The organism is Methanosarcina sp. 2.H.A.1B.4 (genome assembly GCF_000979385.1).
In the GTDB taxonomy this organism is placed as follows: Archaea; Halobacteriota; Methanosarcinia; order Methanosarcinales; family Methanosarcinaceae; genus Methanosarcina.
Genome location: NZ_JJOV01000019.1, coordinates 35,100 through 48,144 on the forward strand (window position 1 = coordinate 35,100; position 13,045 = coordinate 48,144).

Genomic DNA, 13,045 nt, shown 5'->3' on the forward strand with positions numbered 1-13,045 from the left:
AAGATTTCCCCTTTTGTCAAAATCCTTTTCAGTCAAACTCCTGTTTTTAAGAGGCTTATTACTGGATATTAAATTTCACTTTGTCCATCTCATCTCTTTCTTCAGCGTTATGCATACCACGTTGCAGATGCCATCTCATAGGGCTCTGCCATACCGTTCTTCAGCCAGGCATCCAGTAGTTTATTCCCTTCTTCTGCAAGGAACGGGTTCGATCCGGTGTTGGCCTTATACAGGAAGAGTACATACTCCCAGCTGGTGGGCTGGTAGAGGAGTTGTATCTCCGCTTTTACAGCACCAGCTGGAGGGTTCAGGGTTATTTCGTCCCAGTAATTGTACTCCCCTCTTGGTCCGGGGTTTCCATACTGCTCTTCCGGAACCGGAAGTGCATTTCGGAGTTTTGCCTCATCGTAGCTCATTCCGTAGGGCGGAATGCGGTTATCCATTTCCATTGCATTGTTCAGGACAAAGTGGAACGTCTTATAGGTGGTTCCCCCAGGTTGTTCAGCAAGCTCTCCGAGAGTATAATCCGGCTCCCCTGTAAAGCGGTCATAGCTCAATGGCAGATCTACTGGAACATTAAAAGGTTGAGCCATAAGCTGGTTTGCCCATTCCTGTGTCATGGCGGGGTGACTCTCGTATATTTTGGTGTTTTTATCTTTGAGGTTCAGAATTGTATTAACAGTGTCATTCACGCCATCTCCATCCAGATCTATCTCAAGCTGGACCGGACCATATTTTCCGTCTTCCCTCACAATGCTATTGCTTTCATCATACCACTTGACATTTACCCACATCCGGCGCCCTTCGGGATATCCGGTAATGAGTTTGTGACCTGCAGTGTTTATGACTTTCAGGGTATTGCCATTTACCTCCAGGACAGCTGCATTCTCAAGCTGTTTCCCGGCTCGGAGCTGCCCGGCATCTATTGCCTGGTTCTGGGTGCGTGTAAGCCCTCCGCCAAGCCTGAGTTGTCCAATGCCATCCAGATACTGGATAGCATCCGGCACCCAGTAATTGCCGCCGGTAAAGTCATGAAGCGGCAGGTCGGACCTGAACTGAGTTCTGGGTTTATTGGCACCGTAACCCTCTACTGGAGGCTCGTGGCAGCTCTGGCAGCTGAAGTATCTTACAGTGCCATCTGCATAGTTTCCGCCGGTACCTGACGCAAAAGCACTGTCATAGGCAGCCTTGACCGCACCTGCCTGAAGGACCTCAGGAAGGCTATCGTAATCCGAAACCGGCGTCTGAGACAGAAGCCCTGCCTTATATTCACTCTGGGTCCTCTCCACAATCCCGTACTCATACGGGAAGTTGTTGAAAGCTGCCTTATCCTCGACAGGTGAACCGGGTTCTCCGGAAGCTACCACACCGGTTGGGTCCAGCGCTCCAGAATTATGGGCAAGGTCCCCTACAGCCGGGTTGGATACATCATGACAGGTGCCGCAGAAGTCGACGGAACGGTGGAATCTGGACTGAATAAACCGGTGCTTTGACGTAGCATCGCTATACGGCCCCAGTTTGTCAGGATTGTTCCACATGGCATACATTCCGGTTCCATAGTATCCTATAATATTATTAGGGTCCGAACCCTGATCGTTGAGGTCATTTGCCAAAAACGGGTCATTCTGTACACCAATCAGTATGGGATCGGAATTGTCCGGATTTGTGACCTTATGGCAGAAATCACACTCAACACCGTCAGAATCCCCAGCTGTCAGTCCTGAACCGTCTGTGGGTGTGGAATGACCGGCAAGCCATCCTCCGGGGCTGTGGCAGCGTATGCAGAGGTCCCCCGCTCCATTGAAGTCCTGTTCTGCAACTGCAAGAGTGGCCCAAAAGATCGGGTCGCGGCCCGCGTTTGCCATCATACTCCCGCGCCAGTTGAATGCGGGTTCAACGGCTTTGTCATATCCCCCATGACAGTTATCACACTTGTCAGGAGATTCAAGAAATTTCACTTCATTTGACTGTGTGCCAGGCTGCATGATATCAGTTGGCACAACATCAGCTGCAAGAGCAGCATAGCAGAATAAAAGCAGGATTGCTATCGAACTCACAAGAGGTTTATTTATTGCACATACCCCCAATATTTGCATTATTTACATACTTAATATTCATGAAACTGATCCTATAAGAAAATGTGTGTATAGATAATCATTTTTTATAAATTATTTTTAATCAGGGTGATTAATAATAACATATTTTTTTAAAAAAAATATAAAAAAAGAATGACATATTAATAAAAATTAATAGATAAATTTATAAATAATTAATATTTTTTAAAAAAGCTAATTGGATATATAGAACTCAAGTTTTTTTATTTAAAAAATAATTTTAAAAATAAATAATCCAGTTAGTCCCTAATTGAGTTGTATTCATACACGTTTTTATAAAACAAGCTTTGCTATAAAGCAACTCATCCTCCTTTTCAGTCAAATTAACCATAATTTTCCATCATAGAGGTCATAAGTTTAGCTGTCGGCTCCTGTCCATCCACACGGAGAGAACCTTCAGAGCCTCTGTTCCCATCTTTTCTTTTAAAGGGTCAAGAGCTGAATCAACACTGGCTTTTCAACCGGCTCGACGATGGGGTCAAATGCTCCGTAGACGATACTGCAATCCTTTTCATCATCTATGGAAAGTCTGACCCGTCAGGCTCAAAAATCAAATCTCGTGGATATTATTTTCTTCGGTAGCTGCAAGCTTTGCCTGCAGAAATTCTTCTTCAGCCTTTTTACGTTCTGAGAGGTCAATGAAACTTTCAACAAAATAACCGTTTCCTCCTATTGAGACAGGCACAACATTTCTGAGGATTGGTATGGGCTTTCCTCTGGCTTTGAAAAGAAAATCCTCCGAGAGGTCTCCAGCCGGGTCCAGAGAAAGGTCAGTACATCCTTCTTCCCCGCCCTGGCAGACTAACTGGTGGCAGACCATTCCTATAATTTCCTTTTCAGAATAACCCGTAGTTTTCAGTGCAACCTGATTTACATCCACAATTTTTCTGGAGGAAGCTTCGATCAGCAGGATACCGCAAAGTGTATTGTCAAGGACGGTTTGGAGCCTTTTCCGGTTCTCATGCTCCCATCTTTCTGCATTTTTCAGGCTGGTAATATCCTGAGCTACAATCTGAACAATATTGTTTTTCCTGTCGATAAGGGACAGGCTAACTTCGATATCAATAATTTCCCCGTCAGGTTTCTGGTGTCTCATTTCAAAGTGAGAAGAATCCTGCTTGAAGGTTTCCTTAAGCGCCTGTTGAAGTTCAGGAAGGTACTCAGAAGGAATGAAGGACAGTAGAGAAATATTACGTGGGCGCCTCTGCCCGAAACCGAAAGTTTCACAACCTTTTTTATTGATATCCAGAACCTTTTTTCCATCCGAAATAATAACAGCGTTATTGGACTGCTCAAATAGAGCCCTGTACATCACATCTTTTTCCCTTAGACCGTCTTCTGCTTCCCTGTAAAGTGTGAGGGTACTTTCGAGTTCCATCCATCTTCGGAGAGAAAATATTCCCAGTCCAAACGAGGTATATATCGAAAGAATGAGCAGGAGTCCCATTCCCTCATGAATGTAATTTTCAACAAACAATACGACAGATTCAAAAAGATTATAGCTAGAAGCTGCCAATGTAAATATAAAACCCAGGACCAGAATAAGCATGAGTTCGTTAGACCTTTTTGTGAACGGCGACTTTGAAATATTTTCCATCCATCATCCCCCTTAAAGGACCAGAACCTGTATAAACTCCTTACAATACCTGGCAACCTGTGCATGTATCTAATATTGATTTGAATCTGCCGATGTCAATGGGCTTTGATACATAGCCACTGCATCCTGCCTTTAAGAACCTGGCTTCATCCCCCTGCATGGCATGAGCTGTAAGGGCAATTACAGGCGTCCTCCGGATTTCAGGGATCTTTTTGATCTCTTTAAGGACTTCAAACCCGTCAAATCCTGGCAGCTGTGTGTCAAGAAGTATGAGATCGAACCTGTTTTCTTTAACAATTTTGAGAGCTTCAAACCCATCTATGGCTTCTCTACTCTCATAGCCAAAAGTAGTAAGAAGGAACCTGATAAGTTCCATAATTGCAGGACTATCCTCAACTACAAGTATACTTTTCATTTCCATGACCCCTCAATCTGCATATATAAAGAGACCTGGCAAAATACAGACGCTTCTGGCAAATAGACTATTATTCCAAACCCTGAACTGATATACGCAGTAGATGTTTCTACCAGCCGATATACTGACTCGTATCCATATTACGAATTATATCCATTAAGACGCCAGAGCTAAAAGTAACGAGTATTTTTGGCAGACTCGGTTAGACAATTGCATCAAGTACCCTATCGTTTTCCCCAATTCGAAAAACTTACCAGACAGTAAGTTAAGACAGTAAGTTAAATACCTTAATCGTTTTCCCCAAATACAATGGAATTTACTAAGTTTAAAAGTTAAAAAGTAATTGTGCTCAATACATATAAAAACTTTGTTTATTGTCAAGAAAAAACCTAATCGGTAGATATATGAAATACCTTTTCTTAAAAAAATGATGTTTCCCAGAAAACAGGAGAATACCCGGAGAATATTCCTCTAATATTTTCCTGTCATTTCCCTTCGTAAACGGCGAAAACTCTGCATACACAGGATAATGGTCCGAGACTGCGTCCGTTTCTTCAGGTGTCAGGTTATATGTCAGGTTATATGTCAGGCCATACCTGAATACCCCCGCATTTCCTCCAAAATGGGACTGTGGGATATCTGTAATTATGACCTACGGCAGATTCAATAAGTTTAATCGTTGTTGCAAAAATCACCTTATTTTTGAAAGGGGATCTAAATGTTAAAACGGGGGCATTTTGCAGCTTATTGAAACTTGCTGCCTTAGTTTAGTATCACACCGAGCTTACCGTCACGTCCAGCTGGACCTCTTCCTGACCTGCAGGCACCCCATTGTGCCAGGTTGTCACATAATCCCCTTTTGAAACTCTGCCGTCTCCGTCAACGTCTACGTGAACACGGAGGGAATAACTCCTGTTACCAGCGAGTTCCGGGAAATCCATGGTGAATGGTATAGAATTATTCCCCTCACGCCCCACGGACACGCCTTCAATTGAGGTTTCGGCAATAATGGTTGAAGGAGCATCTGCAAGGCTGACGTCTTCAAGCCGGATGTAGACAGTTACGTCCTCAACAGGTGCTTTCTGACTCTCGAAAAGGATATTCCCCTGAATAGTCCCGTAAGTTTTGGAGGGAGTTGAATCGTCCCCCAGCACGAAGCTTGCGTTTACCCCATTAACCGAGACCGTGTACTCCCCGGGTTCAAGCCCTTCGATATCTATTGGAACGTATTCTTCAAAGGGGACGAGGTTAAGGGTACAGGGCACACCGTTCTGGATAAGCGTGGGCAGATCCACAAGGAACAGGCTCCCTTCCCTTATAATGGTAATGTTTTCACTGTCGATATTTTCGCAGCTCCCTCCAAGCATCCCGGAAGCCACAACCTTTACCTGAGGAGGGATCGAACGGGTCATGATTATCATCACTTTCTCGACCGATGCCTTTCCGGCTACATATGAGCCTTCGGAAGCCTGCTCCTGCTCCTGCTCCTGCACATCCCCACCTTCGACCAGGGATTCATTTTCCGAAGAGGTTACATTCTTCCCACTGTTGTCAATACACCCGCTTAACGGCAGTATCATCAAAATTAAAGCTAAACTCAGTAGTTTTTTCAAAGTTTTCGTATTCATGTTACTCCTTCTTATTGTAAACGCCTGGTCTTCTACATTAGATATAATTTTTACTTTAGCTTCAACTCAATTCGAAGTTATCAGGACTGAACTTTGAGAATTGTAATGGATGCTGCTTTTGTGCGTATGATAGTGTAATATAGGAAGACTTTGAAATATTTAGATTTAGGATCTTTATTATCCTGTTTTTTCGTGAAGGAGGGTTAAATGACGATTAATTCGACAAATGGCTCTAAAAAAGAGGAAATTTCAGCCGCAAGTAGAGCTGATGAGAAAAACAAAAAGCGGGAAGATGAGAAACGGGCTCTGTTTGAGCGCTACGAGAAGCAGCTAAAGAACCTGGACCCTGAACTGGTCACCTCCGACGATGAGGTCGCACTGCAGGAGGCTTTCAGATATGCAAAAGAGGTAATGGGACCTGAGGAACTTGTGGAGTGGTTTACCTCCCTGGCTGAGCCCTTCTACAGGTCTGCAACCTGGCAAATACTTTTACCCATGTATGAAGAGCTGCTTGATACTGCGGAAAGGGAACTGGAGCCGGAAGATCCCGGAACTGCAGGTGTGTTGAACGGGCTTGCAGGGATTTATCGTTACATGGGAAAGCACGAAGAATCCCTTAAGTTATTTTCAAGAGCACTCAGCATCCGTGAAAAAACTTCAGGCCCGGAGCAACCTGAGACCGGCGATACGCTCAGTGAACTTGGAATTCTCTACTATGTTATGGACAGGCAGGAAGAAGCCCTTCTGTATTATAACCGTGCCCTTGAAATTCAGGAAAAGTTTCTGAGTCCGGAGAATCCGGGAGCTGTCAGGACACTTAACAGGATGGCTTTTTATTATAAGGGAATAGAAAGGCCGGAAAAAGCGGAAGAACTTTTCATCCATGCCCTCGGGCTGCTTGAAAAACTTGCGGAAAAGGAGCCCGAGAATAAAAAAGTCATGGCTTATACTGCCGGCACCCTGAACAATCTTGGAGTCCTGCTCTCGGAAATGGGAAAACTTGAGGAAGCCGAGGAAAGATACGGGCAGGCTCTGAAACTTCAGGAAAAGGTATACGGAAAAGAACACCCGCAGATAGCCCAGACCTTAAACAACCTTGCCCTGCTTTATTTCCAGACAACAAGGTATGAAAAAGCCCTGATTCTTTATACGCGCTCTCTGGAGATCATGGAAAAACTGGGAAAAACCGAACACGCCGGCTTTGCTACGACCCTGAACAACCTTGCAGGCGTCTATGTCCAGAAAGGCCGTCATGAAAAAGCCCTTGAACTTTACACGCGAGCCCTTGAAATCCGTGAGCGTGTCCTTGGGCCGGACAATCCCGAGGTTGCCAAGACCTTAAATAATCTTGGCGAACTGCACAGGATCCTCGGCCAGCACAAAAATGCCCTCCCCCTCTACACACGAGCCCTCAAGATCTATGAAAACACACTCGGCCCAACCCACCCAGATGTTGGAACGACCCTGAACAACCTCGCAGGCCTTCACGAAAGTATGGGCGAATACGAAACCGCAATCGACCTTTACGAAAAAGCCCTTGACATAATAGAAAAAGAATACGGACCCGACCACCCCTACTTCAAGATCACGCGAAATAATTTACTGGGCCTGTATGAAAAAATGGAGAGGAGCTGGCGGAAATAAGAATTATTCAACGCTCGCAGGTAGTCTATCTTCAATCGGTTAATTAGTCTGTCTTCAATCGGTTAATATTACAGAGAAAAATTAATTACAGATCTCGGTCGTTCCCCCGGATCCTGGCACAGCCGTTTTTATATTGGCGAATATATATAATAATTATTGATGTAATCGAAAAACGAGTTCGAAAAAAGGTAGCCAGATGATTCAGGGGGATTAGAGGTGTCAGAAAATCAAAGGATGACTACTATCCGAGATCTTCAGGACAGGGGCAGGGCCCTGAGAAAAAATGTACCCCGCAGAAACCACGGGATCTGGGTACCTGACCCTTCTCGATCCGACCCGATCCTCCTGCTTCAGGAACAGGACAAGAACCGTCTGAAACACCTTTTGCCCATCAAATACGGCCGCATGCTGGAGTCACCCTTTACCTTCATGCGAGGTTCGGCTGTTGTGATGGCTTCCGACCTGGCCACAACCCCGGTGACCGGGCTGCAGGTGCAGCTCTGCGGGGATGCGCACCTGTTAAACTTCGGAATTTTCGCCACCCCGGAGCGCAAGCTGGTCTTCGACATTAACGATTTTGATGAGACCTATCCCGGCCCCTGGGAATGGGACCTCAAGCGCCTGGCTGCCAGTGCGGTGGTCGCAGGAAGGGAAAACGGATTTGAAGATGATGTGAACCGGAAACTGGCAATGGTTGTCAGCAGATACTATCGCAGGGCCATGGTACGTTTTGCCCAGTCTGCCTTTCTGGACGTGTGGTATTACAACGTAGAGGTGGAGAAGGTCCTTGAGGTCTTTGAGAAATCCTCCAGGAAGGCTGGGAAAAGTGCTCAAAAAGTAGTCAAGAAAGCACGTGAGAGTACGTGGGAGCATGCAATAGAAAAGCTCACCGAGGTGGTCGACGGTAGGAGGCGAATTCGCAATGATCCTCCGCTCCTTGCGCGTCTGAGTGAGATCCTGCCCGAAGAACGAAAAGCCGAAATGACAGAACAGTATGTTAAAAAGCTGTACCAGGATTTCGTGAACACACTGCCCGAGGAACGACACCACCTCGTTTCACACTTTCGGATCTCTGACGGGGCTTTGCGGGTCGGCGGCATTGGAAGCATTGGGACGCGCTGCATTATATTTCTTCTCGAAGGAACTGAAAAAGATGAAGCTCTGATACTGCAACTGAAAGAGGCCGGCCCCTCGACCCTGGAATCCTATGTCGAAAAAAAGGATTCTGCCAGCCAGGCACGGCGCGTGGTGGTTGGACAGAAGCTAATGCAGGCTGCCAGTGATATTTTTCTGGGATGGATCGAGGACCCGGCAACTGGAATCCAGTACTACTGGCGTCAGTTGAAAGATATGAAGGGCTCGTTTGACGTGAATTCCCTGGACGAAGCCGGCCTGGAAACATATCTCAAGGTGTGCAGCGTGTGCCTCGCCCGGGCTCACGCCAGGACCGGTGATGCAGCCTCCATTTCAGGATACATTGGCAAGAGTGACACTTTTTGCGAGGCCGTAACCGATTTTGCTGTAGCTTACGCCGACCAGACAGAAAGAGATTATCAAGCACTGAAAGAGGCGGTAAAGTCCGGCCGCATTACAGCTGAAAAAGGCATATGAAAAAAAAGGAAAAATTTATCGAAAAAGATAAATTTATCGAAAAAGATAAATTTATCGAAAAAGATAGAGTGAAAGAATTATTCTTTGAATTACTCCTTATTTCCGGCTGAGCCTTTCACAACAACCGTACATGCCAGTATATCGTGAACGCCCATCCCATCTTCCATAAAAAGAATCGGGATATATGTCACGAAAGGTATGAAGAAGTACCAGACCAGATGCGCGTTAACTATGCCCACTCCGTTAGCGGCTACATCTACGACTACCAGGACAAGAGCCGGCATTCCTCTTGCAAAGTACCTGAAAAATGCCCTCACGAAAGAGATCCTCCTGCCTTCAAGGTCCACCACTTTCAGATTCATCCACATTTTTCCGGGTGTTGCCTGCCCTGCTGAACTTTCAAAGTAAACAAAATAAGCGAAAAGTGCCAGATTTGCAAAGGCTATGCCATATATCTCAGTCAGAGGACCGATAGTTAACGTGCTAGCTATAAGAACAAGAAAAGCAAACAGATTTACGATAAAGATGTCAAGTATATAAGCTGCACATCTTTTCCATACTTCAGTTAAGTCAACTTTTTCAACTGTTTTTGACTCATTGATCGATTCAAAACACTTACCGCTCTCACCGGTAATGTTAACGTTTTCCGTATTAACCATTCCCCCGTTATACGCAATTTTTTTGATGAGATTAAACATATCCCTCTGGGAAAACTTAAAAAGTTTTTGGTCGAGTTTTAGAAAAGGCTTTTCGATTTTTGGAATCGAAAGAATTCAGCAGAGTAATATAGAACAACCTCAAAACACACTCAAATATTGGAAATTTTTAGTTGACCTGCACTCCTGGCGGAGGAATTGATTGGCAGTTTGTCCTACACCTTTAATTGGGAAAAAAAGAGAGGCCTTTTGTTGACAGGAAAGAATTCATCGAAGCATTTGAAACCGCCTTTACGAAAAAGCACTCCCACTTTATAAGCGGGATCTAGAAATCAGTGAAAAGGTGCTGGGACCGGAACACCCATCAGTTGCCACCACGCCAAACAATCTAGCAGGACTCTATTATCGCATTGAGAAATATGATGAGGCTTTGCCCCTGCTTGAACGCTCCCTTAGGATATTTAAAAGTAAACTTGGTCCTGCTCATCCATATTTAAAGACAATCGAACAAAATATTCAGGCTCTTAAGGAGAAAATGAAAGAAAAATGAAATTTGCTTCACAGGATTGAATCGCTTGCATTCATGTGGTCTGTTATGCAGAGATTACTTCTCAGAGTTGCGTTATGAGAAAGCCGTTCACTGCGCGAACGGGGATAGGGACCGGGTTTTGAAACAGTGAACACAAAAAGGTTCATAATAGTGAATAAAACCCATCCTTTTTTTCAATATTTCCCCGTCATCTTTGCAATCGCCCTGTGCAGTCCATGTATGCTGAGCCCGCTTCCGAGGTACATCATGGGGCAGCGGCCTGCCAGGTATTCAAGTTCTTCATCTCTGCAGGTACTGAGAGCTTTTTCGGTTTCGGTTTTCCAGTGGATCCAGGCTTTTTTGGCGCCTTTTTCTTTAAGGACGGGGATCAGGTCTCCGGGTTCGGATTTTGTTATGCCGATGATGGCACGGTCCAGGCCGGTCGGAAGTTCGGAAACGCTTTTCAGGGAGCTGGGGTCGGGTTTTTCGGAGAGGTCAACGACATAGACTTTTTTGCCCTGCTTTTTGAGTTCCGAAGCAGCCCATCTCATGGCTGGCTTTGTATTGTCGGTAATCACTGCAAAACTGTTTGCATCCCAGAAGTTAATCCAATCTGAGGCTGTTGGTTCCATATTAAATTCCCCCTTGTTTCATAGTTTCATAATTTGATTTATACATTAAAATCTGTCATTCAGGCAATAAATGTGTTGTAACCCCCAGGTCTATGTAGCGGGTCTATATGGCAGATTTATTCAAAAATTGCGTAAAATGGTACGAAAAGCGTAAAAAGCAGCAGCAAATCCTATAATGCCTCAAAGCCGAAGAAGAAAATATGAAGGGGCAGCAGAACTCAAGTAGGAATTCTGCTTACTCTTTCAATTACTGGCCCTGAAGCCTCTGCCCGGCAGCCTGGAGTGCCCCGCCCAGTGCTTTTGCAAGCTCACAGTTCTGGTTGCACTTTGAAGGACAGGTGCAGTACTTTGGTCCGTTTTCCATCATCCACTGGCCAAGGAACCCGAAGGCTTTGAGCTGTTCTTCATTAGCAGTCTGTACGAAGTTGTTTATGTCCTGTAATTCCATTCATTATCACCGGACTCTAAAAAGCTGTATATATTTATATACTTGAGCGTCATAATTGTGTACAAACGTCCAATGGTACAGAAAAATAACCCTTAATAAAAAGGATCTGGAATTAATAAAAATAATATACAGTGGATAAAAATAATATGTCCTTCATATAAATGATTGTTGATTAGACCGACCTGATCGTTAATTAGACTAACCTTAAATAATTTACCTTTAATTTAACGCAATCCGGTTTTTCAATAGGCATAGAGGCTGATAAGAATGGAAACTGCGAGCGGAGATACTGACGTCTACTACAAAGAGGAACTGCACTCCATCAGGGAAGAGGTAACTTCTCTTCGGAATGAGTTCTCACGGTTTTTGCAGAGGGCAAACCAGCAGCACATTGAAGGGATGCTGGGAGAGATGAGGAAGAACTTCATGAAGCCCATGGTAGACTACCTCTGCGAGGACGCAAACGAGAGGATGCACAGCCAGATGACCAGGAACTGTAAGACGCGGGAACTCTGTGAAACGGCGTTTAAAGACCTTTTACAGGAAACTGCAGGGCTTGTTGGCAGAGGAAGGGTCGAGGCGGGAACTGTCAGGATGTACAGGGACAAGCTTGAAGAATTAAAGAAGGAAGCAAAAACCCCTCAATGCAGCAGGTGCTTTTCAGAAGCCAGCAATCTTTTTGATAAACAGGTAAAACTTATGCGCTCCCTTCAGATCTATGAAGACAGGGAAGAAAAAGACGAAAACGGGGATATAAGTGCAATCGAGCCTGAAAGGATAGTCTCTGAGGTCTGTGAGCCTGTAGCAAATAAACAGAGGCTTTTGATGCTAAAGGCACTTTCAGGGGAAAGCAAGACCTTCTCAGAGCTTTCGAAACTCACAGGACTTCGCGGTGGAAACCTGCTCTTCCACCTGCAGAAACTGCTTGATACGGGCATGGTTTTACAGAGGAATGAACGCGGGGACTATATCATCACAAGAAAAGGGTATTCCACCCTTCAGGGGCTCTCCAGAATCTATTCCGAAATTGAGTTGACAGAATAAAGAATATAATAACAGCTGTAAAAAACCTGTAAAAAATCTGTAGAAAAACTGTAGAAAAATTGTAGAAAAACTGTAGAAAAACTGCAAACCTGCAAAATAGAGAAGGAAATTGCTCGAACTAAAAATAGATATACAGAAAAAAATTAAGGAAATAAACTTAAATCGAACAGGCAATTTTAGCCGTCGTTTCCTATTGCCTCAACCGGGCAGCCTGCCAATGCCTCCTCACAGGCTTCCTTTTCCTCATCAGTGTCCGGCTGCTTATATACATAAGCGTTAGAGTCATCATCAGTCATTTTAAAGTTCTCTGGTGATGTATCCACACATAAGTTGCATGCGATACATTCATAATCTACATAATAAGGTCCGGGAATATTTTCCGCAACTTTATCTGTCTTATCAGCCATATTTCACTCCCCAATTGTGTTTATCTCACAATAAGAGTAATTAGATGATTTTTATATATATTTTAACATTCGAAATCGACTTTTTTAGCACACATCGTTCCTTGATTGGCCATGTGATTCTTTAAATCGTAATCCATCTCAAAAAAGAGAACAATGTCAGTAACTATTTTACGTTTCTTCAAGAAAAGTAATAATTTCTCTAAAAGAGTTGAATTTGCATGTGAACTACCACTCAGCTAAAGACTGAGTGGCTTCTTGGTTCATTCCTCCCTCTATTGAGGGCAAGTCCCCAAGCTCTTCCCCGCGTTCCGCAGGTGAAA

Annotated in this window: 11 protein-coding genes and 1 pseudogene; 4 read left to right on the plus strand and 8 right to left on the minus strand. The window is 44.5% G+C overall.

Translation table 11 applies throughout. The features are described 5' to 3' along the window. Positions 1–107 precede the first annotated feature (107 nt). The 4 genes from EO92_RS03560 to EO92_RS03575 all read right to left on the minus strand — a co-directional run bounded on the left by EO92_RS03560 (position 108) and on the right by EO92_RS03575 (position 5,706). Positions 108–2,096 carry a hypothetical protein gene (locus tag EO92_RS03560; RefSeq protein WP_048169345.1) on the minus strand — a complete coding sequence of 663 codons (1,989 nt, stop codon included), beginning with the start codon at positions 2,094–2,096 and terminating at the stop codon, positions 108–110. 568 nt (positions 2,097–2,664) lie between these two features. Continuing rightward, on the minus strand, positions 2,665–3,711 hold the full coding sequence (locus EO92_RS03565; RefSeq protein WP_048169377.1) for a PAS domain-containing protein: 1,047 nt from the start codon (positions 3,709–3,711) through the stop codon (positions 2,665–2,667). Positions 3,712–3,751: 40 nt separating this feature from the next. Then, entirely contained in the window at positions 3,752–4,126 is a 375-nt protein-coding gene (locus tag EO92_RS03570; protein ID WP_048133270.1) for a response regulator, read from the minus strand. A gap of 773 nt (positions 4,127–4,899) precedes the next feature. Beyond that, positions 4,900–5,706, minus strand: a complete 807-nt coding sequence (locus EO92_RS03575; RefSeq protein WP_162197441.1) for a YbaY family lipoprotein — start codon at positions 5,704–5,706, stop codon at positions 4,900–4,902. 255 nt (positions 5,707–5,961) lie between these two features. Between EO92_RS03575 and EO92_RS03580 the strand changes: the two genes are divergently transcribed. Both EO92_RS03580 and EO92_RS03585 read left to right on the plus strand, forming a co-directional pair. After that, the gene (locus EO92_RS03580; RefSeq protein WP_235283160.1) at positions 5,962–7,398 is read left to right on the plus strand and encodes a tetratricopeptide repeat protein; all 1,437 of its coding nucleotides are present in this window, start codon (positions 5,962–5,964) and stop codon (positions 7,396–7,398) included. A 216-nt stretch (positions 7,399–7,614) separates the two neighbouring features. Next, positions 7,615–9,009 carry a DUF2252 domain-containing protein gene (locus tag EO92_RS03585; protein ID WP_235283161.1) on the plus strand — a complete coding sequence of 465 codons (1,395 nt, stop codon included), beginning with the start codon at positions 7,615–7,617 and terminating at the stop codon, positions 9,007–9,009. A gap of 89 nt (positions 9,010–9,098) precedes the next feature. Here the strand turns inward: EO92_RS03585 and EO92_RS03590 are convergent, their stop codons facing one another. Further along, positions 9,099–9,668 (minus strand): RDD family protein, encoded by a 570-nt coding sequence (locus EO92_RS03590; RefSeq protein WP_162197442.1) that lies wholly within the window; start codon positions 9,666–9,668, stop codon positions 9,099–9,101. Between the two features lie 298 nt (positions 9,669–9,966). On the opposite strand from EO92_RS03590, the pseudogene EO92_RS03595 reads away from it, so the two are divergent. Continuing rightward, a pseudogene (locus EO92_RS03595) lies at positions 9,967–10,215 on the plus strand (tetratricopeptide repeat protein); the annotation flags it as partial. Positions 10,216–10,388: 173 nt separating this feature from the next. Here the strand turns inward: EO92_RS03595 and EO92_RS03600 are convergent. Both EO92_RS03600 and EO92_RS03605 read right to left on the minus strand, forming a co-directional pair. After that, a complete protein-coding gene (locus EO92_RS03600; protein ID WP_048169355.1) occupies positions 10,389–10,826 on the minus strand; it encodes a CoA-binding protein in 438 nt (145 codons plus the stop codon). Positions 10,827–11,073: 247 nt separating this feature from the next. Then, positions 11,074–11,274 carry a hypothetical protein gene (locus tag EO92_RS03605; protein WP_048134524.1) on the minus strand — a complete coding sequence of 67 codons (201 nt, stop codon included), beginning with the start codon at positions 11,272–11,274 and terminating at the stop codon, positions 11,074–11,076. Between the two features lie 267 nt (positions 11,275–11,541). Here EO92_RS03605 and EO92_RS03610 point away from each other — a divergent pair, with 267 nt between their 5' ends. After that, entirely contained in the window at positions 11,542–12,318 is a 777-nt protein-coding gene (locus tag EO92_RS03610; protein ID WP_048169357.1) for a winged helix-turn-helix domain-containing protein, read from the plus strand. A 176-nt stretch (positions 12,319–12,494) separates the two neighbouring features. Here the strand turns inward: EO92_RS03610 and EO92_RS03615 are convergent, their stop codons facing one another. Further along, entirely contained in the window at positions 12,495–12,725 is a 231-nt protein-coding gene (locus EO92_RS03615) for a ferredoxin (protein WP_048169358.1), read from the minus strand. Between the last annotated feature and the right edge of the window lie 320 nt (positions 12,726–13,045).

Excerpts from the sequence above, each read along its gene's own strand:
- EO92_RS03560 (WP_048169345.1), bottom strand. The coding sequence starts at position 2,096 with ATGCAAATATTGGGGGTATGTGCAATAAATAAACCTCTTGTGAGTTCG.
- EO92_RS03565 (WP_048169377.1), bottom strand. The coding sequence starts at position 3,711 with ATGGAAAATATTTCAAAGTCGCCGTTCACAAAAAGGTCTAACGAACTC.
- EO92_RS03570 (WP_048133270.1), bottom strand. The coding sequence starts at position 4,126 with ATGAAAAGTATACTTGTAGTTGAGGATAGTCCTGCAATTATGGAACTT.
- EO92_RS03575 (WP_162197441.1), bottom strand. The coding sequence starts at position 5,706 with ATGATACTGCCGTTAAGCGGGTGTATTGACAACAGTGGGAAGAATGTA.
- EO92_RS03580 (WP_235283160.1), top strand. The coding sequence starts at position 5,962 with ATGACGATTAATTCGACAAATGGCTCTAAAAAAGAGGAAATTTCAGCC.
- EO92_RS03590 (WP_162197442.1), bottom strand. The coding sequence starts at position 9,668 with ATGGTTAATACGGAAAACGTTAACATTACCGGTGAGAGCGGTAAGTGT.
- EO92_RS03600 (WP_048169355.1), bottom strand. The coding sequence starts at position 10,826 with ATGGAACCAACAGCCTCAGATTGGATTAACTTCTGGGATGCAAACAGT.
- EO92_RS03605 (WP_048134524.1), bottom strand. The coding sequence starts at position 11,274 with ATGGAATTACAGGACATAAACAACTTCGTACAGACTGCTAATGAAGAA.
- EO92_RS03610 (WP_048169357.1), top strand. The coding sequence starts at position 11,542 with ATGGAAACTGCGAGCGGAGATACTGACGTCTACTACAAAGAGGAACTG.
- EO92_RS03615 (WP_048169358.1), bottom strand. The coding sequence starts at position 12,725 with ATGGCTGATAAGACAGATAAAGTTGCGGAAAATATTCCCGGACCTTAT.